Genomic DNA, 24617 nt, shown 5'->3' with positions numbered 1-24617 from the left:
CAGCGGCTTGTTGTTGACGCGCCAGTCTTCAAACACAATCGAACATGGCCTGAAGGGGCAGACCTGCCCCTTCAGGCCTTCTCAGCAAACTGAAACCGCCGCGCGCCAGCGCGGCGCCAGGCCCAACAGGCGGAAATCATCTTTGATGATTGAACACCTGGCGGGAGCCCCCCTGTTTCGGAGACTACCAGCGCTTCAAAGCGTCTTCGTCGGCTTCCTTGGCGGCCACCCAGTCCGAGCCGCCGCTGGCAAGAATTTCCTTCTTCCAGAACGGTGCGCGGGATTTCAGGTAGTCCATCAGGTACTCCGCCGCCTCAAACGCGTCCTTGCGATGGCGTGCCGCGGTAGCCACCATCATGATGCGCTCACCCGGGGTCAGGCGGCCATGCCGGTGGATGACCAGCGCATCGGCCAGCGACCAGCGTTTCACAGCCTTCTCAGCGATGGAAGTCAGCGCCTTTTCGGTCATGCCGGGATAATGCTCGATCTCCATCGCGGCCAGCCCGCCCTGATCGGCATCGCGGACCACGCCGGTGAAGGTCACCACCGCGCCCGCGCCCGCAACGCCAGCGGCGAAGGCATCGCTTTCGGCGCCCAGCTCAAACGGTGCTTCCTGAACGGCAATCCGCATCGCCTCAGCCCCCTGTCATCGGCGGGAAGAACGCCACCTCTCGCACCCCGGCAAGCGGAGCGTCGAACTCCGACAGCTCCTGGTCCAGCGCCACCCGCAAGGCGGACAGGTCCGCAAAGGCGGCAGCATAACGCTCTTCCCGCGCGCGCAGTTCTTCGACCAGATCCGACACCGTGGCGGCGGAGGTTTCCACCTGTTCGCGCGGCAGGCCGATGCGTTCGCGCACCCAAGCGAAATAGAGAATGTCCATCAATGTGCCTCCTTCAGATGCGGCATCGCCTTGCGCAGGTAATCCAGTCCAGTCAGTGCGGTCAGACCCGCCGCGATCCACAGCAGCCACAAGCCGATGCGGCCGGTCCAGAACACCCCGGCCTCCTTCCAGCGCAGCCCGAACAGGTCCTCCAGCTCGCCGGCGATGATCTGGGTGTAGATCTGATCATCCATGCCAAAAGAGGACATCACCAGGTAATGCTCAAAGATTCCTTGTGAAAACAGCGTGGCGATGGCGAGCATCTGTGCGGTGGTTTTCCACTTGGCCAGTTTGGTGACCTTGAGCGTGCCAGCCGTGTCACCAAGATATTCGCGCAGGCCTGAGACGAACACCTCGCGGAACAGGATCACGGTAGCGGGCAGCACCAGCCAGGGGGTCCAGTGCTCAGCCGAGTAGCCCACCAGGATCATCAGCGCGATCACCACCATCGCCTTGTCGGCGATCGGGTCCAGCATCGCGCCCATTTTGGTCTCCTGCTTCCAGGCCCGGGCCAGGTAGCCGTCAAACCAGTCCGTCACCGCAGCGGTGATGAACAACAGCAGCGCGAACCAGTCCGCGTAGGGCCGCGAGAAGTAGAGGAACATCACCGCAAGGCCGGGCGCAGCGACGAGCCGCAGCAGGGTGAGGATATTCGGCAGGGTCCATTTCATGCGGGCACATTATCCGGCTGGCTGGCGCGTGGGAAGCGGATGGCAGACAAAAATCCGCCCCGCGGGGGCGGAGGCCTCCGGCGGGGATATTTTGGGCCAGATGAGCAAGGGAGTGCGCCGGTTTTCAAGGGGTTATCTCAACTGCTGCCGTGGAAATGATCGTAGATACGTTCTGCCAGCGCCTCGGAGATGCCGTCCACCGCCTTGAGATCCGCCAGGTTGGCGCGGCTTACTGCCTTGGCGCTGCCGAAATGGGCCAGCAGCGCACGTTTGCGCGAGGCGCCGACGCCGGGCACCTCATCAAGCGGCGTGGCGCTTACGGCCTTGGCGCGTTTGGCGCGGTGTGTGCCGATGGCAAAACGGTGCGCCTCGTCGCGCATCCGCTGGATGAAATAGAGCACCGGATCATTGCGCTGCAGGGCAAACACAGGCGCGCCGGGGCGGTAGAACTCCTCCTTGCCGTGGTCGCGGTCGACGCCCTTGGCCACCCCCACCATCGGGATGTCCTGCACGCCGTGCTCCGCCATGATCTCTGCCACGGCCGAAACCTGACCGGCACCGCCGTCGATCAGCAAGAGATCCGGCCACAGGCCCTTGTCCCGGTCCGGGTCCTCTTTCAAGAGACGCGAGAAGCGGCGATTCAGAACCTCTTTCATCATCCCAAAGTCATCGCCCGGCACCAGGTCGTCGCCCTTGATGTTGAACTTGCGGTAGGCGTTTTTCATGAAGCCCTCCGGCCCCATCACAATCATGCCGCCCACCGCATTGGTGCCCTGGATATGGGAGTTGTCGTAGACCTCGATCCGCTGCGGCGGGCCTTCCAGCCCGAATGCCTCCGCCAGCCCGCGCAAGAGCTTGGCCTGGGTTGCGCTTTCGGCCATGCGGCGGGCCAGGCTTTCGCGGGCGTTGCGCACGGCAAAAGCCACCAGTTCGGTCTTTTCGCCGCGCTGGGGCACCAGCAGCTCAACCTTGCGGTCTGCCTTCTCGCTCAGCGCCCGCTCCATCAGATCCGCGTTTTCAATACCGTCGGACAGGATCAGCTGCCGTGGCGGCTCCTTGTTGCCGTAGAACTGGCCGAGGAACGCCTCCATGATTTCTGCCGGGCTGTTGTCGGCGTCCACCCGCGGATAGAAATCCTGGTTGCCCCAGTTCTGGTTGGCGCGGATGAAGAACACCTGCACGCAGGCCTGGCCGCCCTCCATATGCAGGCCGATCACATCCGCCTCAGCGACGCCGCGCGGGTTGATCCCTTGGGACGTCTGCACCTGGGTCAGCGCCTTGATCCGGTCGCGCAGCGCGGCGGCGCGCTCGAACTCCATCGCCTCGGAGGCGGCCATCATCTGTTCTGCCAGCTCTTCCTGAACTTTTGTCGAGCGGCCGGACAGGAAGCGTTCGGCATCACGCACGCTGGCGGCATAGTCCGCTTCGGAGATCATCCCGGTACAGGGCGCCGAGCAGCGCTTGATCTGGTACTGCAGGCACGGGCGCGTGCGGGTCTCGAACATCGAATCCGAGCAGTTGCGCAGCAGGAACGCCTTTTGAAGCTGGTTCAGCGTACGGTTCACTGCGCCGGCGCTGGCGAAGGGGCCGAAATAGCTGCCCTTCTGCTTGCGGGCGCCGCGGTGCTTCTTAATCTGCGGAAAATCGTGATCCTTGGCCACCAGGATATTGGGGAAGCTTTTGTCGTCGCGCAGCAGCACGTTGTACTTGGGCTTCAGCTGCTTGATCAGGTTCTGCTCCAGAAGCAGCGCCTCGGTCTCGGTCCGGGTGGTCAGGAACATCATCGAGGCGGTGAGCGCGATCATCCGCTCGATCCGCGGGCTGTTGCCGGGACGGGTATAGTTCGAAACCCGCGCCTTGAGGTTGCGCGCCTTGCCCACATAAAGCACCCGGCTGTCGGCATCCAGCATCCGGTAGACCCCTGGAGATGCGTCCAAAGTCTTCACGTAATCCTGGATCACGGCATAGCCGGTTCTAGGCTTGCTGGCGGTCGAATCCGGGGATGTTTCGGCAGGCTGGTCGTTCATGCGCTCAGACATATGATTCCCCGCCTCCGGCTGCAATGTTTGCCTGTCCGGATCAAGAGCGGGAAAATCCACGGAAGCTGTGGATAACTACGGAGATATCTTTGGGCTATCCCGCGTTTTTCCTTATTTCAGACTGGTTTTAGACGAATGCTTAATAATTAGGCACATTGTTAAGGCTCTGATTTGGTGCGTTATTTTTCAACGCCCCTGTCAAGGTTCTGAAAATAAAGGCACTTTTGTAACGTTTCCGCGACGGCATGTGCGCCGGTGCAAAACTTGCAGGGGAAGCAACAGTTTTAGACCGGTATGCGTCACTCCAGCCCATCGCTGTCCGGGGTCTGCCAGGCCAGGTGCTGGCCGCCATCCACGCAGATCATCTGGCCGGTCACTGCCCTTGCCTGCAGCAAATAGGCCAGCGCCGCCGTGACATCTTCCGCATCAGCGCCGCGCTGCAGGATTGTGGCCTGACGCTGGCGGGCAAACTGGCCGGCGCTCTGCCGCGGCCCCTGAAGGGTCGGGCCCGGGCCGATAGCGTTGACGCGGATCTGCGGAGCCAGCGCCTGTGCCGCGGTGCGGGTCAGAGTCCAGAGCGCCGATTTCGCCAGGGTGTAGCTCATGAAGTCCGGCGTCAGCTTGCGCACCCGCTGATCGATCATGTTGACCGCCAGTCCCCAGGCGCGCGGCTCGCCGCGGGCGTCCCGCTCCAGCGGCACGTCCTGCGCCGCCATCGCCTGAAGCAGCACAAAAGGGGCCCGCAGGTTACTGTTCAGGTGGCGGTCCCAGCTGTCCCGTGTGGCGCTGGCCAGCGTGTCATGCTCGAACACCGAAGCATTGTTGACCAGACATGTGACAGGCCCGCCCAGCGCCTCTGCCGCGCGCGGAAGCAGCGCCTGGGCCTGGCCATCATCCAGGAGGTCCGCTTGCAGCAACACCGCCTGGCGGCCCATAGCGCGGATTTCACCGGCAGTATCTTCGGCGTCCTGCGCGGAGGTTGCGTAGTGAACGGCAACGTCATGGCCGCGGGCCGCCAGCTCCAAGGCCATTGCCCGGCCCAGCCGCCTGCCCGCTCCGGTCACCAATGCCCGCATCTGCACCTCCCTGCTGCCGTTGCCGGCATAGAGTTAGAACAGGACGGACATATAAGCCAGATAAAGCGCGCTGAGAATGACGCCCCAGATCCGGGTGATGTCCTGCTTGAAGAAGACGAAGGGGATCAGCAGCAGCGAGGCCGAAAGCATCACCCAGAGGTCGAATTGCAGGAACTCCGGATCGACACTGATCGGGCCGACAAAGGTCGCAATGCCGATGATGGCCAAAAGGTTGAACATGTTGGAGCCGATCACGTTGCCCAGCGCCACATCCGCCTGGCGGCGCAACGCGGCCATCACGGTGGTGGCCAGTTCCGGCAGCGAGGTGCCTATCGCCACCAAAGTCAGGCCGATCACGGTTTCGCTGATGCCGTACAGGCGGGCGATGATCGAGGCGTTGTCGACCAGAAGATCAGCGCCCAGCGGCAGGCCGACCAGGCCCAGCAGCAGATAGGTGCCGACGCGCCAATAGGGCATGTCCGGGTCAGCCTCTTCAATCTCCTCCAGGTCCGGATCCCCAGCGCAGCTGTTGCCATTACCATTGCCGTTGCGGCGATGGTTGCGGGCGTCGCGGAACGCCACGCCCAGCACACCGGCCAGCGCGGTCAGCAGGATCAGGCCCGACCAGTAGGTGAAGGTGCCGCTGAAGGCGAGGCCGATGAACAGGACCGAGGCCCCCAGCATGAAGACATAATTCCTGCGGGTGCTGCATTCGCTGGTGTGCAGCGCCCGCAAAAGTGCGGGGATGCCAAGCACCAGCAGGATATTGGCAGTGTTGGAGCCGACCACATTGCCCATCGCAATACCGTCGGCCCCCTCGTAGACCGCATTGATCGCAATCAGGAGTTCCGGCGCCGAAGTGCCAAAGGCGACAATGGTCAGGCTGACGATCAGCGCAGGCACCCCCAGCCGCAGGCTGAGGTTCACCGCACCGCGCACCAGTGCGTCGCCCGCCAGCAGCAGGATCACCAAACCAAGCGCCGAATACAGCCATGGCATCATTTGCCACGATCTCCTTTTTTACAGGCGCACGGCCCCTTGCCGATCTTGAAACGGCCGCAGGACGGGCAGCGCCTGGAATTCAGTTGCTTCTGGCCGGGAAACCGCAGCTTGCCGAACATCGCAAGCACGGCCATCACCGCCAGGAAGAGGGCTACGATCTTGAACAGCACGTTAGAGCCCGAAACGCGCGTATTCGGCACGTTCTTCGATCCCGGCCAGCGCGTCCTGCGCAACCTGCATCCCGAAGCGGCTCCAGAACGGCTTCTTCAGCCCGTAGCGGCGGAAGCGGACCTTCTCACCATAGCGTTCCTGCATCTTCGGCTTCAGGTGTCCGATACCGTCGATCAGCCCCAGCTCCTCAGCCCGCCGCGCCAGCCAGATTTCGCCAGTGAACAGGTTCTCATCCGTTTTCAGCTTGGTGCCGCGGCGTTCGGTGACATGGTCGATGAAATTGGCGTGGATGTCGTTCAGGATCACCTTGAGACGCTGCACGTCTTCGGGGTTTTCCGGCCGGAACGGGTCCAGCATGGATTTGCTTTCCCCAGCGGTATAGACGCGGCGCTCCACGCCCTGGCGGGCCAGCAGCACATGGGCGCCAAAACCAGCAGAGATCACTCCGACCGAGCCGAGCACCGAGCTGGCATCGGCCCAGATCTCATCCGCAGCAGCCGCCAGCCAGTAGCCGCCGGAGGCCGCGACATCCTCGACAAAGGCAAAGACCGGGATGTCCAGCTCTTCCGCCAGGCGGCGGATGCGGGCACCGATCAGCGAGCTTTGCACCGGCGAGCCGCCGGGGGAATTGATCTCCAGCGCGACGGCGGCGGGCTTGCCCTTGCGGAAGGCACGCTCCAGGATCGGGGCCAGAGCGGCGTCGCTGAGCGATCCGCGGCCGGGCATTCCGATGGCACCATTCAGGCGCACTACCGCCACCAGCGGCTGTCTTTTCAGGAAAGGCAGGCGAAATCTCATGGCGCCGATGTAGAGGGCCGCCCGGGGTGAAACAAGGTGCGCTGCCCGGGGATTTACGGTGAAACGCAAAAACCGCACTTCCGCGGGCATAAATGCAACGCTGATTTACATCGGGTTAACACCGCCGGCAGCTCTCCCGCCCGTCAGGTCAGCAGCTTGCAGCTGCAGCCTTCCCGTTGGGCCGGGCGCCGCGCTGGCGCGCGGCGCGGCGCATGACACCAGCCAGGAGCGCAACACCGAGCACGCGCAGCGTGCCGGGCCCAACCGGGAGGGGCGCCCTCCGGGCGTCCTGAGCGGGCGGGAGCCCTCCCCTGCTGCGCTGCGCGCCGGATCAGGCCCGGATGCGCCAGCCGGTTTTGAAGATCCACCAGATCACCGCCATACAGGCGAGGGTAAAGCCGCCAATGGCACAGAGGCTCAACAGCACCGGCACATCGGCCTGGCCGAAGAACGCCCAGCGGAAGCCCGACACCAGATAGACCACCGGGTTGAACAGGGTGATGGTCTGCCACACCGGCGGCAGCATCGAAATCGAGTAGAACGAGCCGCCCAGGAACACCAGCGGCGTCACCACCAAGAGCGGCACCAGCTGGAGCTGCTCGAAATTCCCCGCCCAGATGCCGATGATGAATCCCATCAGCGAGAAGCTGAGGCAGGTCAGCACCAGGAAGGCCACCATCGCGACGGGGTGCTGCACCGATAGATCCACGAACAGCGAAGCGGTACACAGGATCACCACACCGATGAACAGCGACTTGGTGGCCGCCGCCCCGACGAAGCCCGCGACAACTTCCAGGAAGTTGATGGGCGCTGACAGGATTTCATAGATGTTGCCGATGAATTTCGGGAAATAGATCCCGAAGGAGGCGTTGGAAATGCTCTGGGTGATCACCGACAGCATCACCAGCCCTGGCACGATGAAAGCGCCGTATTCGACCCCGTCGACCTCCTGGATCCGGCTGCCGATGGCGCTGCCGAACACCACGAAATACAGCGAGGTGGACAGCACCGGCGAGATGAAGCTTTGCATAAAAGTGCGCCAAAAGCGCGCCATTTCGGCCTTGTAGATGGTGGCTACCGCGGTCCAGTTCATGATGCGCCTCCCGATGCTGAGGCCTTTGCCGCCGGCCCGCCGGAGACAAGGCCGACAAAGATATCTTCCAGGCTGGACTCACGCGTCTGCACATCCGCCAGCACCAGCCCGGCCTGGGCCACATCGTTCAGCAGCGTTGTGATCCCGGTCCGTTCCGCCCGCGTGTCATAGGTGTAAAGCAGCCCGCCGCCGCCATTGACCAGCTGCAGATTGTGCTGCGACAGCACCTCCGGGATCTCCCTGACCGGCTCGGTCAGCTGCACTTCCAGTTGCTTCTGCCCCATCCGGGCCATCAGCCGGTCTTTCTCCTCGACCAGCAGCAGCTCGCCGCCAGTGATGACGCCGATCCGGTCGGCAATCGCCTCGGCCTCTTCGATGTAGTGCGTTGTAAGGATGATGGTTACCCCGTCCGCCTTCAGCTCGCGGACGATCTCCCACATATCCTTGCGCAGCTCCACGTCGACACCCGCTGTGGGTTCGTCCAGAAACAGGACGCGCGGCTCGTGCGCCAGCGCCTTGGCGATCAGCACCCGCCGCTTCATGCCGCCCGAAAGATCCATGATGCGGCTGTCCCGCTTGTCCCACAGCGACAGCTTTCGCAAGGTTTCCTCGACCAGGTCCGGATTGGCCGCCTTGCCGAACAGACCGCGGGAGAAAGTGACCGTGTCCAGCACCTTGGTAAACGGCTCCAGGGTGATCTCCTGCGGCACCAGCCCGATCAGCGCCCGTGCTGCGCGGAACTGGGAAACATTGTCGAAACCGCCCACGCTGACGCGGCCTGAGGATGCGGTGGTGATGCCGCAAACAGTTGAAATCAAGGTGGTCTTCCCGGCGCCATTGGGGCCGAGAAGAGCCAGGATCTCGCCCTCCTCGATATCTAGCGAGACGCCTTTCAGCGCCTCGAAACCGCCGTCGTAAACTTTGCGCAGATCGCGGATGGACAGGATGGCCGGCATGGTGCCTCCGGGATGGTCTCAAATCCCGGCCACCCTAGCGGCGGCGTGCCGCATCTGCCAGCCCTGTGGCGCAGATTGGGCCGCAGATTGGCCTGTGCGCCTGCGCAGAGAGCGGCTGTTTTCAGCCGCGGCCCGTCACCCTGCTGAGCCAGCCTTTCTTCTCGCCCTCGTCCGGTGCATCGCCGCCCTCGCCCGTTTCTTCCGGCGCCAGGTGGGCCTGCAGGTTGGCAAAAAACTGGTCCGCCATCTTTTTGGCAAAACCGTCGATGATGCGGCTGCCGAGCTGTGCCAGCTTGCCGCCGACTTTGGCGTCTACGTCATACGACAACAGCGTTCCGGTCTCCGAAGGCGCCAAAGTTACTGTGGCACCGCCCTTGGCAAAGCCGGCCGCCCCGCCCTTGCCTTCGCCGCTAATGGTGAGCTTCTCGTTCTCCACCATATCCGAAAGGGTGACCTGCCCCTTGAAGGTGGCTTTGACCGGGCCGACCTTCTGAGTGACGGCGGCCTCGAAGCCCTCTTCCGGCGTGCCTTTCACGTCCTGTGCGCCAGGCACGCAGGCCTGCAGCACCTCAGGGGTCAGCAGTGCCGCATAGACGGTTGCCGGATCGGCGGCGATTTCCTTCTGGTCACTCATCTGCATAGGCTGGGCCTCCCTGATACGGCGTTGCTGTTGCCTTCAGACCTAGCCGTCCAGCCTCCGCCTGCCAAGCCACAAAGGCCGCAGGCCAGGCGCGGCAGCGCCGGAGCCCTGCTCCCGCCGGCGCTGCCGTTACGTCAACCCGAGCAATTTTATCTTGATATCAAGATTTACAATATCTATCTCGACATCAAGATAAAAAGGAGCACTCCAATGAAGATCATCATTTTCGGCGCCACCGGCGATGTGGGCAGCGCAGCAGTCAAAGCCGCAACACACCGCGGCCACCAAGTCACTGCCGTGTCCCGGAACCCATCGGCCCTCACGGCAACCAGCCCTCTGGTCACTCCGCTGCCGCTGGATCTGCTGGCGAACCCGAAAGCCGCGGCCGGCGCCGCAGAGGGTCACGATCTCGTCATTAGCGCCCTGCGGCCGCCCGCCGGCCGTGAGTCCGACCTGATACCGCTGACCCGCGCCGCGGTGCAGGCGGCACGGACCGCGAGCATTCCCGTCCTGGTCACTGGCGGTGCCGCGCTGCTGAAGCTGGCGGATGGCAGCGGCCACACGGTACTGAGCGCGCCGGGTTTCCTGCCGGAGAGCTCACGCCTTATTGCGGAGGCCTGCGCGGAGCAGGACGCGCTGCTGGAAGCAGAGACCGGAACGGAATGGACCTGTCTGCGCCCGCCTGCACTGCTGACAGAGGGGCCGCAAACCGGCCAGTACATTTTTGGCACCGACACGCTGCTGACCGACGATGCGGGCGTCTCTCAGATCTCCTTTGCCGATTTCGGCGCGGCATTGCTGGACCTGGCCGAAAACCCGCGCGACGGCCGCCAGAAACTGACAGTCGCCTGGGGCACTCCCGCCCCCGCCCTGGCGGCCGGCTGACGCCAGGCCTTGGCCGGCGTTGGGCCGGGCAGCGCGCTCCGCGCGCTGCGGTCGCGCCGGAAAAATCCGCCTCCCGGGGCTGAGAGAAAGCCCGCTCCAGAGAGGCACCGCGCCGTGCATCAGCACGGCGCCGGGCCCAAGGCTTTGCCTTGCATCCGCGATGCATGGCAGCGGCGCGGGAGTACCACCCTGCTCCGGTCAGCGATTGCGTCTTGGGAGTTCCTCGTTGGCAGTCCAGTCGTACGTGCCGTGATCCCGCTCCTGCACCGCCTGCTTCCAGCCTGCCTCTTCCGCCCGCGCCTTGAAATTCAGCCCCTCCGGCGAGTGCCGGGTGATGCCGTCAAAGATCGTTGCCAGCCGCTGGGTCTGCATCAGCCCGGTCTGCTCGATCGCCTGATTGATCACCAGCTTCTGCATCGCCAGCTGATTCACGGGCACCGTGGCCATCCGCGCCGCCATTTCCTCAACCGCATCGTCCAGCTGTTCCGCAGGCACCGCTTTCAGCACCAGCCCCATTTCCGCCGCCTCTTTGCCGCTGATCCGGTCGCCGGTGAACAGCATCCGCTTGGCACGCTCCGCGCCCAGCCGGTAGACCCACATCGCCGTCGTCGGACAGCCCCAGACGCGCGCGGGCATGTAGCCGATCTCCGCATCCTCGGCCATGATCGTCAGGTCCGCACACAGGGCAATGTCCGACCCGCCCGCCACCGCAAAGCCGTGCACCTTGCAGATCACCGGCTTGGCCGCCCGCCACAGGGACATGAACGCCTGGGTGTTCTCCCACATGAATCGGTAGTCTTTGATGGGGTCCCAGGGCATCGGCTGGGTCACCTCGCCGCTGCCGTTCCCTTCGGCGTAATAAGTTAGGTCATAGCCCGCGCAGAACCCTCTGCCCGCGCCGGACAGCACCATCACATGCACCTGCGGGTCCGCATCCGCCTGCGCCACCGCCGCGGCCAGCTCCCGCGGCATCTCGTCATTGATGGCATTCATCACCCCGGGCCGGTTCAGCGTGATGCGCGCGATCCGGCCGTCTTTCTCATACAGGACTGTCTGCATGGGTTTCCTCCTCTGCTGCGCAAAGGAGACCACAGGCCGCACGCCCCGCATAGCCGGGCCGACGCAGCGTCAGCCAGCCAGGCGGCAGCCTGTCAGTATGGCAACCCGACGTAATTCTCCGCCAGCGACGCCTGCGCCGCATCCGAGGAGAACAGATAGTCCAAATCCGCCCGCTGCAGCCGCAGATCCGTTTCGCTGCCCTCCGGAGCCCGGTGCAGCAGATTGGTCATCCACCAGCTGAACCGCTCCGCCTTCCAGACCCGCGCCAGCGCTTTTTCCGAATAGGCATCAAGCCCCGCGCTTTCGCCTTTCAGATAGTGATCCAGGAACCCGTGGTAGAGATAATGGATATCCGAGGCCGCCAGGTTCAGCCCCTTGGCGCCGGTGGGCGGCACGATATGGGCCGCGTCCCCCGCCAGGAACAGATTGCCGTAACGCATAGGCTCCGCCACGAAGCTGCGCAGGGGCGCGATGGATTTCTCGATCGACGGGCCGGTCTGCAGGCCAGCCGCGACCTCTTCCGGCAGGCGGCGCTTCAGCTCCTCCCAGAAAGCCTCGTCGCTCCAATCCTCCACCCGGTCGGTCAACGGCACCTGGATGTAATAGCGGCTCAGCACCCGGCTACGCAGCGAGCAAAGGGCAAAGCCGCGTTCATGGCGGGCATAGATCAGCTCCTCCGCCACCGGAGGCGTTTCCGACAGAACCCCAAGCCAGCCAAAGGGATAGACCTTCTCATATTCCTTCAGCACGTCCGAGGGGATCGACTTGCGGCTGACCCCGTGGAAGCCATCGGCGCCGACGATGAAGTCGCACTCGGCCCGCTGCGCCTCTCCGCCCTGCTCCCAAGTCACGTGAGGACGGGTCTCAGTCAGCGCATGGGGCTGCACATTCTGCGCTTCATGGATCACCTCCCCGCCCATGGCATCGCGCGCTTCATAGAGGTCACGTGTCACTTCGGTCTGGCCGTACACCATCACCGTCTCGCCGCCGGTGTGTTTGGCCAGGTCGATCCGGTCCAACTGCCCCTGATGGGCAATATGGAAGCCCTCGTGGATCTCGCCCTCCCGGTCCATGCGTTCGCCGCAGCCCGCTTCGCGCATCAGATTGACGAAACCATGCTCCAGCACGCCTGCCCGGATCCGGCCCAGCACGTGCGCCCGCGTGTGCTTCTCCAGCACGATCGAGCTGATCCCCTTGCGGTGCAAAAGCTGCGACAGCAGCAGCCCCGAAGGGCCGCCGCCGATGATGACAACCTGCGTCTGATGCGTGGACATGCGCGTTCCCCATGATCGTTTGGTGTTTTCGTGCGAGGGGAAGTATGCGCCGCCGCGGCAAGTTTGCGAATGGACCAAGCGCGCCATTTCTTGTATATATCGCACATGAATTCCTCAGCCCGCATCGATAGCTACAACCTGTTTGGCGAAACCGCTGAATTGGCAGATGTGCTGCATATCGAGACAATTCGCGCCAGATCGGAGCTTCATGACTGGGAATTGCTGCCGCATCGGCACGCGAGACTGCAACAGCTGCTGGTGCTGATCAGCGGGGAAGGAGAGGCTGATCTTGACGGAAACAAACATGGGCTGGCTCCGCCCTGCCTGATCAATGTGCCCCGCGGCGTGGTGCATGGGTTCCGGTTCGGCAGCGGTACCGGCGGCTGGGTGATTACCCTGACCTCCGATCTGCTGGACCAGAACCTGACACCCGGCGAAGGGGTGCGTGCGCTGCTGGATCTGCCTGCTGTCCTGCCGCTGCCGGACGGCCTTCAGGGTCTGGCAGAGCAGCTTTTCAGCGAATATGGCCGCCGGGACTTTGGCCGGGCGCAGATGCTGCGCGGGCTGGCGCTTTCGCTCACCGCAGCGGCCGCGCGTGCCATTGCCGCCAGCCATGACGCTTCTGCGCAAGCGCAGCACAGCACGCTGTTCGCCCGCTTCGAGGCGCTGGTTGAGCGCGACTTCCGCCTGCGCCGCCCGCTGGCGGAATATGCGGATGAGCTGGCGGTATCCTCGACCCATCTGAACCGGATCACCCACCAAGCCACCGGCCAGCCGGCCTCGGCGCTGGTCAGCGCCCGGGTGCTGCGGGAGGCGCGGCGGCTGCTGATCTATACCAACCTGACCGCGGCGCAGATCGCCTATGAGCTGGGCTTCAACGATCCGGCCCACTTCAGCCGGATGTTTGCCAAGGCCACCGGAGTGCCGCCACGGAAATTCCGCCAGCAGCTTGCCGGAAGCGGCTGAGCCAGAGCAGACTGGTCCTTGCAGGCCATCGCAAAGGGAGCGCAAAATGCTGCAAGGGATCCGCATTCTGGAGGTCGAAGGCCTGGGGCCTGGCCCCTTTGCCGCGATGACACTGGCCGACCTCGGGGCGGAGGTGATCTGCGTGCACCGCCCGTACACCCCCCGTACACCGGGCCGTACGCCGGGGATGCCGGAAAGCTCGCTTTTGGACCGCGGCAAGCGGTCGATCACGCTGGACCTGAAGGACCCCGCCGATGCCGGGACGTTCCTGAAACTTGCCAAAAACGCACATGGCCTGATCGAGGGCTTCCGCCCCGGCGTGATGGAACGGCTGGGGCTAGGGCCAGCAGAGTGCCACGCGGTGAACCCGGGCCTGGTCTATGGCCGGATGACCGGCTGGGGCCAGAACAGCCCGCTGGCCCATGCGGCCGGGCATGACCTCAATTACATCTCGCTGTCAGGCGCGCTGTGGTATGCCTCTGCCCCTGGCGACGTGCCGCTCACGCCCGCCACGCTGGTCGGAGATATCGGCGGCGGCGCGATGTATCTGGTGGCGGGGATGCTGGCGGGCATCCTCAAGGCGCAGTCCAGCGGCGAAGGCTGCGTGGTTGATGCCGCGATCTATGACGGCTCAGCCCATATGATGAACCTCTTGATGAGCATCCGCCAGGCCGGGAACTTTAGCGTTACACGGGGAGCAAACCTGCTCGACGGGCCGCATTGGAGCCGCACATACGCCTGCGCGGACGGCGGCTATGTTTCGGTGCAATGCTTGGAACCCAAGTTCTATGCGCTGTTTGTGCAGAAACTGGGGCTGTCAGAAGATGCAGAATTCCAGCAGCAGTTCGACAAGACCCTTTGGCCTGCCCTGACCGGCCGCCTTGCCGGCATCTTCGCCAGCCAGCCGCGCGATCACTGGGAGTCATTGTTCGAGGGGAGCGATGCCTGCGTAGCCCCGGTGCTGAACCCGGAGGAAGCCAAGGCGCATGGGATGAACGTCCGCGGCACCTGGGTTGAAGGCCAGGGCGTGCTGCAAGCCGCCCCTGCCCCGCGGTTTTCCACCCAGCCTGAATGGACGCCGCCGGAGATCCCCCGGCGCGGCCAGCACACGGAGGACATCCTGGCAGAACTGAACCAGACGTAGGGTCAGCCCTCTTTCTTGGCCTTTTCGGCAGCGGCCTTCATCCGCTTGAGCAGCTCGGCCTTGTCCGCCTGCTTGCCAAACGGGTTTTTCTTGGTGCCCTTGGCATTGTGTTCCGAATGACGGGGTTTGTTGCTGCCCATGCGGGCGCCGCCCATTCTGCTGTAGTCCATCGTGAGACCTCTGGATGTATCCGAAGATGCGGCTATTGCCGCATCTTCATGGATAACACAAGATCAGCCGTTGCGGACCGTATCAATCATCAGCTGCACATTGTCCGGGTTTGCGTCCGGAGTGATGCCGTGGCCCAGGTTGAAGATATGCGGGCCATTCTTGAAGGCCTCGACGATGCGGCGGGTCTCATCGACCAGTTCCTGCCCGCCGGTCACCATGTGGCGGGAGGCCAGGTTGCCCTGAACGCAGCCGTCCACCTGCACATTGGCAGCGGCCCATTCCGGATCCACCGAGTTGTCGAGCGCCACGCAATCGACGCCGGTCGCCTTGGCAAAGCCCACGTAATTCTCGCCCGCCTCTCGCGGGAAGCCGATGACGGGGATGCCCGGATGGCGTTCCTTCAGCGCCTGGGTGATCTGGCGGCATGGCTCCAGCGCGTATTCCTGGAACGCTTCGCCCTTCAGCGAACCGGCCCAGCTGTCGAAGATCTTGACGACTTCGGCGCCGGCCTCGATCTGCTTGGAGAGGTAGTCGATGGTTGCCTCAGTGATCCGCGCCAGCAGCGCCTCGAACAGGGCGGTGTTTTCTTCGCGAAGGGCGTGCGCAGGCCCCTGGTCCGGGGTGCCGCGGCCAGCAATCATGTAGGTCGCCACGGTCCAGGGCGCGCCGGCAAAGCCGATCAGTGTGATCTCAGGCGGCAGTTCGCGCGACAGGATGCGGACGGTTTCATAGATCGGGTTCAGCGTCTCGTGAATGTCGCTTACCGGGCCCAGCTTGGCAAAATCCGCTTCGGTGGTGATGGTGGAGAGCCGCGGGCCCTCGCCGGTCACGAACCACAGGTCGGCCCCCAGCGCCTGCGGCACCAGCAGGATGTCGGCAAACAGGATCGCCGCATCGAACCCGTAGCGGCGGATCGGCTGCAGGGTCACCTCGGCGGCCAGATCGGAATTGTAGCAGAGCGACAGGAAATCCCCGGCCTCGGCCCGGGTGGCGCGGTACTCCGGCAGGTAGCGGCCCGCCTGGCGCATCATCCAGATCGGCGGCACATCCTGTTTTTCACCCGCCAATGCGCGCAGCAGCTTCTTTTGTCCGGCCATGGTCATCCTCGCTATCATTCGCCCCTTGAGGTCACGCCTGCGAGGGCGAATGTCAAGAGCAGGGGCGATCTGCCGCGCCCCGGGCAAACGCGCCTTGTCCTATGTCAAAGTCCGCGCGCGGCCCCCGTGGGAGATGCGCAAAAACCGGTTTCCACCGGGACGCAAACTGATTTATGGCTTCTTGCATGACACTGACCCTGCCCTCCCCCGCTTCGCCCCTGAAAATCGGCACCCGCGGATCGCCGCTGGCGCTGGCCCAGGCGTATGAGACCCGTGCGCGCCTCGCCGCCGCTTTCGATCTGCCGCTGGAGGCGTTCGAGATCGTGGTGATCAAGACCACCGGCGACAATCAGGCGCTGATCGCGGCGGACAAGCCGCTGAAGGAGCTGGGCGGCAAGGGGCTGTTCACCAAGGAGATCGAGGAAGACCTGCTGTCGGGTGCCATCGACATCGCGGTGCATTCGATGAAGGACATGCCGGTTGCCCAGCCGGAGGGGCTGCTGCTCGGCACCTATCTGCCGCGCGAGGATGTGCGGGATGCCTTCATCTCGCCGTCGCTGGCGTCGCTGCATGACCTGGCTGAAGGCGCGGTGGTCGGCACCTCCTCGCTGCGCCGCCGGGCGCAGCTGTTGAACCGCCGCCCCGACCTGAAGGTGGTGGAGTTCCGCGGCAACGTGCAGACCCGGCTGCGCAAGCTCTCCGAGGGGGTGGCGGACTGCACCTTCCTGGCGATGGCCGGGCTGAACCGTCTGGCAATGGACGATGTGCCTGCGAGTCCGATCGAAACAGAGGACATGCTGCCGGCGGTGGCTCAGGGCGCGATCGGCATCGAGCGGCGGGCTGATGACAACCGCGCAGCGGAGATGCTGGCGGCGATCCATGACGGTGAAACCGGCCAGCGGCTGGCGGCGGAACGGACGTTCCTGGCGGCGCTTGATGGCTCCTGCGAGACGCCGATTGCCGGGCTGGCGGAGCTCGACGGCACTACCCTGCGCCTGCGCGGCGAGGTGCTGCGGCCGGATGGCTCGGAATCAATCAGTGATGATCAGACCTGCCCCATTGAAGACGGTGCGGAGCTGGGCCGTGAAATGGCGGCGAAGCTCTTGGAGAAGGCCGGCAAGGGGTTCTTTGATTGGAGGGCTTGAGCGAGGCTCTGCCTCGCGCTCCGGGATATTTGGGGCCAGATGAATGAAGGATCCGGTCTTCATCTGGCTGAAAATATCCTGGGGGTGAGCGCCGGTGGCGCGAGGGGGCAAAGCCCCCTTTCAGACTCCGCTAGATCTGCCCGGACCACCTGAGCCAGCTTTCCGGGCTGCCGCGGAAGGTGTTCAGATCCACGTCGCCCGCGACGCCAGGAACCTGGCCGGTGCCGGAATACTGCCAGAAGCTCCAGCTTTTGCCCGGGTAGACCTTCTGCGGATGGCCCGCGACGGAACGCAGCCAGAACTCGGTGCCGCTGAGCCGCCCGATGCCGGTGTCGCGGTAGAAATCCACCGTGGTGTAGACCACCGGGCGCTTGCCGTAGTGGCGCTCCAGCATGTTCAGGAACTTGCGTGCTTCGGCCCGCACCGTGGCGCCGTCAGGCCGCGTGCGGCAGGTGCGGGAGCGGTGGTTCCACTCCATGTCCAGCACCGGCGGCAGCGCGTTTGCGTCCTTGGGCACGTTGCGGATGAACCAGCGCGCCTGCTCCGCCGCCGGGCGGCAGAAGTAGTAATAATGGTAGGCGCCGCGTTTCATGCCCGCTGCGCGCGCACCGCGCCAGTTTTCGCGGAACTTGGCGTCGGTATGGTCGCCGCCCTCGGTTGCCTTGATATAGGCAAAGGACACGCCGGAGCGGCGCACCTTGTGCCAGTCGATATCGCCCTGGTAGCGGGAGACGTCGATGCCGTGCACCGGGTAGGACCAGGGCTTGCGGCCTTCCCAGTCGTGCGGGTCGCGGTCGCCGAAGCGGGGATAGGTGGACAGGCCCGCCAGCCGCGCATTTGCGGGCTCGGTGCGGGTGACCTGAGGGGCGCTCACCGCCCTCTCCGGCGGCCTGCCGCATCCTGCTGCCAATGCCAATGCCAATGCCCCAAGAACCAGTCTGCGCATGTGATGTGCTCCCTGCCTCGACTTGTAAAAACTGCTGTTATCATTGCCTGCTCGGTCTCACTCTAGCGCAGGCAGGCGCAAAGTCGCGCGGCGGGACAGGCTGTCAGCAGAAATCCGCCAAAGAAAAACGCGCCGCTTTGGGGGCGGCGCGCTGACAGTGTCAAAGGCTGGGCGGGGTCAGACCCATTTGGCGAGCGGCGGCAGGCTCATCAGCACCGCGTTGGCGTCATGGCCGGTTTCCAGCCCGAACTTGGTGCCCCGGTCATAGACCAGGTTGTATTCGGCATAGAGGCCGCGGTGGATCAGCTGGGCGTCCTTGTCGGCCTCGTCGAAACCCTGCACCCGGCGCTTTTTCACCAGCGGCGCGAAGGCCGGCAGGAAGGCGCGGCCGATATCCTGTGTCAGGGCAAAATCGGCCGCCCAATCGCCCGAGTTCTGGTCGTCCATGAAGATGCCGCCGACGCCGCGGGCGCGCTTGCGGTGGGGAATGTAGAAATATTCATCCGCCCAGGCCTTGAGGCGCGGGTACTGGTCTGCCCCGTGCGGGTCCAGGTGCTGCTTTTGCGTCGCGTGGAAATGCGCGGTATCCTCGTCGTATTCGATGCAAGGATTGAGGTCCGAGCCGCCGCCGAACCACCAGGCGTGCGGGGTCCAGAACATGCGGGTGTTCATGTGCACGGCCGGCACATGCGGGTTGCGCATATGGGCAACAAGCGAGATGCCGGAGGCCCAGAAACGCGGGTCGTCCTTCATCCCCGGGATGCCCTTGCGCGCGGCCATCGCGGCTTGCGCACGCTCGCCCAGGGTGCCGTAGACCTCGGAGATGTTGACGCCGACCTTCTCGAACACGCGGCCACCGCGCATCACGCTCATCAGGCCGCCGCCCGCGTCGGAGCCGTCCTCCGAGGTGCGCTTGGTTTCCGTGACCTCGAACCGGCCCGGTCCCATGTCAGAGAACGGGCCTTCGCTGTGGCTGTCCTCCAGCGCCTCAAACGCAGCGACGATCTGGTCGCGCAACTCCCGGAACCAGGCAGCGGCCCGGGCTTTTTCTTCTTTCATCTCAGCTGTCATGCGAAGTCTTTCCCTTAGTGTGCCGACAGGTCAGTGGACCGGTGCCGCCACCGGATCCAGCAGCGTGCGGCCGCCGTCCAGCGTCAGCACCTGGCCGGTCATGAAGCTGGAGGCGTCGGATGCCAGGTACTGCGCCGTCTCGGTCAGTTCGGTGGGGGAGGCGATGCGGCCCAGCGGCGTGTGCGCCTCGATATCCTGGCGGTAGCTGCGGTTGTCCTTGAGCGTGGTCTGCATCGACGCGCTCATCACCGAGCCAAAGGCGATCGAGTTCACCCGGATCCGGTGCGGCGCCAGCGCCACCGACAAGGAGCGGGTTGCCTGGTCCAGCGCGGCGGAGGCGATCGAATAGGCCATCAGGTCGGGGTGCGTGCGGCGCGCAGCGATGGAGGAGAGGTTGATGATGCTGCCGAGCGGGCCGTCATCATCCTCGTTTTCCTCGCCCTGCTTAATCATCCGCTTGGCGACCTGCTGCGACAGGCGGATGGTGGGCAGCAGGCTTTGGGTCATCAGCTGGTCCAGGGTTTCGTCCGCCGGGTCCAGCGGGTCGGTGGCGACCATCTGGCGGGCGCCGTTCACCAGGATATCCACTCCGTCAAAGGCGTCGATGGTGGCCGACAGCAGGTTGGCAATTGTCAGCCGCTCGCGCAGGTCGCCGGCGAAATAGCGAATGTTGCTCTCGTCCGCCTGCTCGCCCAGCTCCGCCACCAGCTGCGCTTCTTGCGTGTCGGCGAACATCACATTGGCGCCGGCATCGGCGAACTGCTTGCCGATGGCCAGGCCGATACCGCTGGAGGCACCAGTCACAATCGCGGTCTTGCCGGAGATGGAAAAGGACATTTGGGCACTCCCTAAGGCATTTCGGGCCGCACGTTAGACCGCGCCTGCCGGTTTGGAAACCGGCATTCACCGCGGCGCGCGGTTACTTGCGGCCGCGTTTCGGCCTGGCGGCGTGCAGGATCTTGAAGCGGTTGTCGCCGCCCTCCTCGCGCACCTGGGCAAAGCGTTCTGCCAGCGCGGTCTCATACGGCAGGTGCCGGTTGGCCACCATCCACAGGCTGCCATTGGGTGCCAGCATCGCGGCAGCCGCGCCGATGAAGGCCTGACCCAGCGACGGCTCTGCCGCGCGGCCGGTGTGGAACGGCGGGTTCATCACCACGGTGTTGACCGGGCCCGGCGCTTTCCAGCTGCGGGCATCGGCCCAGTGGAACTGCGTCCGCGGGTCCGCGGCATTGAGGCGGGCGCAGGCCAGCGCGGCATGGTCTGCCTCCACCAGGTGCAGTTCTTCGACGCCCTCATGCTTCAGCACCTGCGCCGAGAGATAGCCCCAGCCCGCGCCCAGGTCGGCCACGCAGCGGCCCAGTTTCTGCGGCAGCGCTGCCGCCAGCAAATGGGAGGCCGGGTCGATCCCATCCGCGGAAAACACGCCCGGTGCAGTGATGAAGCCCTCAACCTGATGCGGGCCTTCGGGCAGCCATTCGGACAGATCGGTGCCGCCGTCGATCCAGAACACCTTGCCATGCGCCTTGGAGACCGGCGCGGAGGGCTCGCAGCGCTTGCGCAGGTCCTTCAGGAGCGAATCGATGCCTTCCGTCTTGGCGCCGTCGATCAGTACTTGGCCCCTGGTGGCAGCCGCAGCCTGTGCCACTAGCATCCGGGCCAGCGCCTTGGCCCGCGGCAGGAAGACGACGGCGGCAGCGTATTCGACGCCTGCCTCCGGCACCGCAACGCAAGTATAGCCCTGCCCGGCAAAATGGTTGTGGTCGGGGCGGAACGGCTGCACGATCAGCAGCTGCGCCTTGGGCAGCGCCGACAGGTCATGCTCTGCGCGCGGGTGGAAGACGGCGATGCGGCCCTCGGACGGCACAGCAAAGCCGCCCGATTGGGCGGCCAGGGACAAACGAACGGACATCTAAGGGCCTCTTTATTCTTCTTTTTCCATGGTGCACTGCAGCGGGTGCTGATGCCGGCGGGCGAAATCCATCACCTGGCCCACCTTGGTCTCAGCCACCTCATGGCTGAACACGCCAACCACGGCAACGCCCTTCTTGTGCACCGTCAGCATGATCTCAAACGCCTGCGCGTGGGTCATGCCAAAGAACCGCTCCAGCACCATCACCACGAATTCCATCGGGGTGTAGTCGTCATTCAGCAGCAGGACCTTGTAGCGCGGCGGACGCTTGGTCTTGGGGCGCGTCTTGGTCAGGACACCAGCTTCGGTATCGTCGTCTGAATGATCCGTCATCATTATGGGCTGCAGCGGCATAAGCAATTTGATCCAGTGATGCATGGAATTTCCTGTGCCGCTTATATAGCCTCTTAGCTGTTCAGGAAAAGAGACTGAGACGCGCAGATTGACACGTAATTTGACAACAATCGGCTTTGATGCCGACGATACCCTTTGGCACAACGAACGGTTCTTCCGCGTGACGCAGGAAAGATTCGCCGAATTGCTGATGGATCACACACCGGATGACACCGGCCCGGAGCAGCTGGAGCGCCGGCTGCTGGACGCAGAGAAGCGCAACCTGGGACGCTACGGCTACGGGGTGAAGGGCTTTACCCTGTCGATGATCGAAACCGCAATTGACGTCACCGAGGAGCGGGTGCCGGGCGCCGTGATCAAGGAGCTGATCACCGCAGGCCAAATGATGCTGTCCTACCCGATCGAGCTGCTGCCCCATGCGCGCGAGGCGGTGGAGGCGGTGGCCGGTCGTTACAAGGTGGTGCTGATCACCAAGGGCGACCTGCTGGACCAGGAGCGCAAGCTGGCGCAATCCGGCCTGGGCGAGCTGTTCGACGGGGTTGAGGTGGTCTCGGAAAAGACGCCTGAGGTCTATCTGGACATCTTCGCCCGCCACGGCGACGGTGCTGCGCGCGCGATGATGGTCGGCAACTCGATGCGCTCGGATGTGGTGCCGGTGATCGAGGCCGGCGGCTGGGGCACCTATGTGCCGCACGGGCTTGTCTGGGAGGTGGAGCACGCCGACGCCCCGGACCACAGCCCGCGTTATACTGAGATTGAGGACCTCGGCGGGCTGGCGGATCTGGTCGAGGGCCTCGGCTGACCGTCCTGCCCCTGCGGGTGCTGGACGTCCCCGCCCAGGGCCGCTATCCCTTTGCCAAACCGCAAGGGAGACACCGGGACATGCCGCACGCCGAGCTGAAATACTCCAGCGATCTGGAGATCGACGCGCCGTCTATCCTCGCCGCGATCGAGGCCGTTATTCTGGAGCACGACAGCGGTGCCGGTGCCTGCAAGGGCCGGGCCTATCCCGCAGATCAGTACCACCACACCCATATCGCGATCAGCGTCGCGCTGCTGAGCAAGCCGCACCGGGGCGAGTCGTTTTCCAGAGCGCTGCTGGCGGATCTAGAGGCCCGTATCAAGGAGCAGCTGCACCAGCCCTGCGAGTTCTCGCTTGGCCTCAGCTATTCCACCCCCTTCTATGTGACCAATTTTCACGCTGGATAGGGGCTCAGGAACCCTTGCCGCCCGCCTTATGACCTGTTCCTGGGCGTTTTTAACTATGTGATTGCAAGTTTTTTTAGTAACCTTTTGTTAGGACATGCTGCATCTAGCGGCCCTGCAAACGAAGCCCACTAAATGCCGGCAGTGCTTAACAGCTGCTCCCGACTTGCCCGTTTCGCTGCTGTTTATTCCTCATAAACCCTGTGTTACGCTTTTGCTTACAGGCAGAAACGTCAGCCGGAAAACCGGCGGCATGAGGCAAACATGGCAGTGATCACGCAGGTCAATCCGGCGCCTGGCCGGTATTTCCGCACCCGAATCCTTTGGGCAGCGGCGGGTTTTCTTCTGGCAATTCTGGCGCTGGGACTGGCGCCGCAGCGGGCAGAGGCCGCGCCCTATGCGGCAATGGTGATTGACGCCCGGACCGGCGAGGTGCTGCATTCGCGCAATGCCGACACCCGGCTGCACCCGGCCTCGCTGACCAAGATGATGACGCTCTACATCGCGTTTGAGGCGGTGCGGAACGGTGAAATCACTCTGGACACCAAGGTGAAGATTTCCCGCAACGCCGCTGCAGAACCGCCCTCGAAACTCGGGCTGAGGTCCGGCCAGCGGATTGCCTTCCGCTACCTGATCCGCGCCGCGGCGGTGAAATCCGCCAATGATGCGGCCACCGCCATCGGCGAGACGCTGTCGGGCTCCGAGGCCGCCTTTACCCGCCGGATGAACCGCACCGCCAAGGCGCTGGGGATGACCCGCACCACCTTTAAGAACGCGCATGGCCTGACCGCCAGCGGGCATCTGTCGACCGCCAGCGACATGACCACGCTGGGGCGGCATCTGCTGTATGATTACCCGGAGTATTACAACCTGTTCTCGCGCCGCTCGACCCATGCGGGCATCCGCGAGGTTCCCAATACCAACCGCCGCCTGCTGGCCGCCTACCGCGGCGCGGACGGGATCAAGACCGGTTACACCCGGGCGGCGGGCTTTAACCTGGTGGCCTCGGCCAAGCGCGGCAACGAACGGATTATCGCGACCGTGTTTGGCGGCAAATCCACCACCTCGCGCAATGCCAAGGTTGCGGAGCTCTTGGACCTCGGCTTCCGCCGGGCCCCCTCGCGCGCGGCGCTGCGCAAACCGCAGCGGCCCGCCTATCAGGGGGCTGGCAATGTGGTGGTGGCCGATGCCAATGACGGCCCCTCGCACGGGGTTGCCGGCAAGACCATCCGGGTGAGCGGCCAGGTGGAGGCCAGCCTGCGTCCGAAACTGCGGCCGGGCGCCAGCCAGTCGCCGGTGCTGGTGGCAGCCCTTGAAGAAGCGCTGCAGACGCCGCCGGCGGAAGACCTGGCGGCGGCGGAGACGGAGACCGCCGGGGAGCAGATCGAGAATGTACAGACCGTCAGCGCGGAAGGCGCCTTGCAGCGGGATGCCCTACGCGACAGCATTGCCGTTGCGCTGGCCGAAGCGAAGGCAGAACCAGCGCCCCTGGACACTCCTGCGGCCGCCACGGTCATCGCAGCTGTGCAGCAGGTGCCCTTTACCGGCCTTCGGCCCGTTGCCCGCCCGGTGAGCCTGACGCTGGCAGAGGCCTCTCCGGAGCCGGAACCGGTTGTGGTCACCCGCCTGTCCACCTCCGGCGGGCGTTACTGGGGTATCAATGTTGGCCTGTACACCAGCCGCTACCAGGCTGAGAAGGTGCTGCTGCGCACCGCGCTTTCGGAGCTGGAAACGCTGGACGGGTCCTTGCGCAAGGTAGCCAAGACCCGCCGCGGGTTTGAGGCGAATTTCCTCGGCATGAGCCAGGAGCAGGCGGAACTGGCCTGCCGCCGCCTGAACGCCCGCAATGTGACCTGCAACCCGATCGGCCCGTCGTAACCGGCTCAGCCTGAGACCAGCAGCAAAGAGGCGCCCTTGCGGCGCCTTTTTTCATGTCCTGCATCCAGCATCAGCCGGCGGCTCCCGCCCGTCGTCAGGCTTTTCTGGCGAAAACCCCTCCTCCCGTTGGGCGTGGCACCCCACAAAGCCCCGTGCCCCCCCCCACCCCCCCCAAGGGCCCAGGC

27 protein-coding genes are annotated in these 24617 nt (G+C 64.4%); 7 read left to right on the top strand and 20 right to left on the bottom strand.

What is annotated here, in order from left to right:
- Positions 1–184 precede the first annotated feature (184 nt).
- The 11 genes from AC4HIX_RS07205 to AC4HIX_RS07155 all read right to left on the bottom strand — a co-directional run bounded on the left by AC4HIX_RS07205 (position 185) and on the right by AC4HIX_RS07155 (position 9327).
- A complete protein-coding gene (locus tag AC4HIX_RS07205) occupies positions 185–631 on the bottom strand; it encodes a molybdenum cofactor biosynthesis protein MoaE (RefSeq protein ID WP_490398466.1) in 447 nt (148 codons plus the stop codon).
- Positions 632–635: 4 nt separating this feature from the next.
- Positions 636–881 (bottom strand): molybdopterin converting factor subunit 1, encoded by a 246-nt coding sequence (gene moaD, locus AC4HIX_RS07200; protein WP_475050043.1) that lies wholly within the window; start codon positions 879–881, stop codon positions 636–638.
- A complete protein-coding gene (gene pgsA, locus AC4HIX_RS07195) occupies positions 881–1552 on the bottom strand; it encodes a CDP-diacylglycerol--glycerol-3-phosphate 3-phosphatidyltransferase (protein WP_490398465.1) in 672 nt (223 codons plus the stop codon). The genes moaD and pgsA overlap by 1 nt, the downstream gene beginning before the upstream one ends.
- A gap of 137 nt (positions 1553–1689) precedes the next feature.
- On the bottom strand, positions 1690–3591 hold the full coding sequence (gene uvrC / locus AC4HIX_RS07190) for an excinuclease ABC subunit UvrC (RefSeq protein ID WP_490398464.1): 1902 nt from the start codon (positions 3589–3591) through the stop codon (positions 1690–1692).
- A 299-nt stretch (positions 3592–3890) separates the two neighbouring features.
- The gene (locus AC4HIX_RS07185) at positions 3891–4667 is read right to left on the bottom strand and encodes an SDR family oxidoreductase (protein ID WP_490398463.1); all 777 of its coding nucleotides are present in this window, start codon (positions 4665–4667) and stop codon (positions 3891–3893) included.
- Between the two features lie 33 nt (positions 4668–4700).
- Positions 4701–5669 carry a calcium/sodium antiporter gene (locus AC4HIX_RS07180; RefSeq protein ID WP_490398462.1) on the bottom strand — a complete coding sequence of 323 codons (969 nt, stop codon included), beginning with the start codon at positions 5667–5669 and terminating at the stop codon, positions 4701–4703.
- Complete coding sequence (locus tag AC4HIX_RS07175; protein ID WP_490398461.1) at positions 5666–5839, bottom strand: hypothetical protein; 174 nt, start codon at positions 5837–5839, stop codon at positions 5666–5668. The genes AC4HIX_RS07180 and AC4HIX_RS07175 overlap by 4 nt, the downstream gene beginning before the upstream one ends.
- A gap of 1 nt (position 5840) precedes the next feature.
- Complete coding sequence (locus AC4HIX_RS07170; protein WP_490398460.1) at positions 5841–6638, bottom strand: S49 family peptidase; 798 nt, start codon at positions 6636–6638, stop codon at positions 5841–5843.
- 331 nt (positions 6639–6969) lie between these two features.
- Positions 6970–7731: an ABC transporter permease gene (locus tag AC4HIX_RS07165; RefSeq protein WP_490398459.1), complete on the bottom strand. Its 762-nt coding sequence runs from the start codon at positions 7729–7731 to the stop codon at positions 6970–6972.
- Positions 7728–8687: an ABC transporter ATP-binding protein gene (locus AC4HIX_RS07160; protein WP_490398458.1), complete on the bottom strand. Its 960-nt coding sequence runs from the start codon at positions 8685–8687 to the stop codon at positions 7728–7730. Before AC4HIX_RS07160 ends, AC4HIX_RS07165 begins: the two co-directional genes overlap by 4 nt.
- A 121-nt stretch (positions 8688–8808) precedes the next feature.
- Positions 8809–9327, bottom strand: a complete 519-nt coding sequence (locus AC4HIX_RS07155) for an SRPBCC family protein (protein WP_490398457.1) — start codon at positions 9325–9327, stop codon at positions 8809–8811.
- Positions 9328–9537: 210 nt separating this feature from the next.
- Between AC4HIX_RS07155 and AC4HIX_RS07150 the strand changes: the two genes are divergently transcribed.
- Positions 9538–10212, top strand: a complete 675-nt coding sequence (locus AC4HIX_RS07150; RefSeq protein WP_490398456.1) for an NAD(P)-dependent oxidoreductase — start codon at positions 9538–9540, stop codon at positions 10210–10212.
- Between the two features lie 198 nt (positions 10213–10410).
- On the opposite strand, the gene AC4HIX_RS07145 is transcribed toward AC4HIX_RS07150, so the two are convergent.
- A complete protein-coding gene (locus tag AC4HIX_RS07145; protein WP_490398455.1) occupies positions 10411–11322 on the bottom strand; it encodes a crotonase/enoyl-CoA hydratase family protein in 912 nt (303 codons plus the stop codon).
- Between the two features lie 41 nt (positions 11323–11363).
- On the bottom strand, positions 11364–12545 hold the full coding sequence (pobA, locus tag AC4HIX_RS07140) for a 4-hydroxybenzoate 3-monooxygenase (protein WP_490398454.1): 1182 nt from the start codon (positions 12543–12545) through the stop codon (positions 11364–11366).
- A gap of 105 nt (positions 12546–12650) precedes the next feature.
- Here pobA and AC4HIX_RS07135 point away from each other — a divergent pair, with 105 nt between their 5' ends.
- Both AC4HIX_RS07135 and AC4HIX_RS07130 read left to right on the top strand, forming a co-directional pair.
- Complete coding sequence (locus AC4HIX_RS07135; RefSeq protein ID WP_490398453.1) at positions 12651–13511, top strand: helix-turn-helix domain-containing protein; 861 nt, start codon at positions 12651–12653, stop codon at positions 13509–13511.
- 46 nt (positions 13512–13557) lie between these two features.
- On the top strand, positions 13558–14655 hold the full coding sequence (locus AC4HIX_RS07130) for a CaiB/BaiF CoA transferase family protein (protein ID WP_490398452.1): 1098 nt from the start codon (positions 13558–13560) through the stop codon (positions 14653–14655).
- A gap of 2 nt (positions 14656–14657) precedes the next feature.
- Here AC4HIX_RS07130 and AC4HIX_RS07125 read toward each other — a convergent pair whose 3' ends face one another.
- Both AC4HIX_RS07125 and hemE read right to left on the bottom strand, forming a co-directional pair.
- On the bottom strand, positions 14658–14825 hold the full coding sequence (locus AC4HIX_RS07125) for a hypothetical protein (protein ID WP_490398451.1): 168 nt from the start codon (positions 14823–14825) through the stop codon (positions 14658–14660).
- Between the two features lie 63 nt (positions 14826–14888).
- A complete protein-coding gene (hemE, locus tag AC4HIX_RS07120; RefSeq protein WP_490398472.1) occupies positions 14889–15923 on the bottom strand; it encodes a uroporphyrinogen decarboxylase in 1035 nt (344 codons plus the stop codon).
- A 185-nt stretch (positions 15924–16108) separates the two neighbouring features.
- Between hemE and hemC the strand changes: the two genes are divergently transcribed.
- Positions 16109–17068, top strand: coding sequence for a hydroxymethylbilane synthase (gene hemC / locus AC4HIX_RS07115; RefSeq protein ID WP_490398450.1), 960 nt, complete (start codon positions 16109–16111; stop codon positions 17066–17068).
- Between the two features lie 130 nt (positions 17069–17198).
- On the opposite strand, the gene AC4HIX_RS07110 is transcribed toward hemC, so the two are convergent.
- The 5 genes from AC4HIX_RS07110 to clpS form a co-directional block, all read right to left on the bottom strand.
- Positions 17199–18014, bottom strand: coding sequence for a glycoside hydrolase family 25 protein (locus tag AC4HIX_RS07110; RefSeq protein ID WP_490398449.1), 816 nt, complete (start codon positions 18012–18014; stop codon positions 17199–17201).
- A gap of 177 nt (positions 18015–18191) precedes the next feature.
- Positions 18192–19085, bottom strand: coding sequence for an oxygen-dependent coproporphyrinogen oxidase (hemF, locus tag AC4HIX_RS07105; RefSeq protein WP_490398448.1), 894 nt, complete (start codon positions 19083–19085; stop codon positions 18192–18194).
- Positions 19086–19115: 30 nt separating this feature from the next.
- A complete protein-coding gene (locus AC4HIX_RS07100) occupies positions 19116–19922 on the bottom strand; it encodes an SDR family NAD(P)-dependent oxidoreductase (protein ID WP_475049996.1) in 807 nt (268 codons plus the stop codon).
- A gap of 82 nt (positions 19923–20004) precedes the next feature.
- Complete coding sequence (locus tag AC4HIX_RS07095) at positions 20005–20994, bottom strand: class I SAM-dependent methyltransferase (protein WP_490398447.1); 990 nt, start codon at positions 20992–20994, stop codon at positions 20005–20007.
- Positions 20995–21006: 12 nt separating this feature from the next.
- Positions 21007–21330, bottom strand: a complete 324-nt coding sequence (gene clpS, locus AC4HIX_RS07090; protein WP_261398630.1) for an ATP-dependent Clp protease adapter ClpS — start codon at positions 21328–21330, stop codon at positions 21007–21009.
- A 106-nt stretch (positions 21331–21436) separates the two neighbouring features.
- Here clpS and AC4HIX_RS07085 point away from each other — a divergent pair, with 106 nt between their 5' ends.
- The 3 genes from AC4HIX_RS07085 to AC4HIX_RS07075 all read left to right on the top strand — a co-directional run bounded on the left by AC4HIX_RS07085 (position 21437) and on the right by AC4HIX_RS07075 (position 24432).
- Positions 21437–22150, top strand: coding sequence for an HAD family hydrolase (locus AC4HIX_RS07085; protein ID WP_490398446.1), 714 nt, complete (start codon positions 21437–21439; stop codon positions 22148–22150).
- Between the two features lie 80 nt (positions 22151–22230).
- Positions 22231–22557: a hypothetical protein gene (locus tag AC4HIX_RS07080; RefSeq protein ID WP_475049984.1), complete on the top strand. Its 327-nt coding sequence runs from the start codon at positions 22231–22233 to the stop codon at positions 22555–22557.
- A 261-nt stretch (positions 22558–22818) separates the two neighbouring features.
- Positions 22819–24432, top strand: a complete 1614-nt coding sequence (locus AC4HIX_RS07075; RefSeq protein WP_490398445.1) for a D-alanyl-D-alanine carboxypeptidase family protein — start codon at positions 22819–22821, stop codon at positions 24430–24432.
- Positions 24433–24617 lie beyond the last annotated feature (185 nt).

The organism is Leisingera sp., assembly GCF_982940295.1.
Note: the sequence above shows the minus strand (reverse complement) of the source record. Positions and strands in the feature narration are given on the sequence as shown.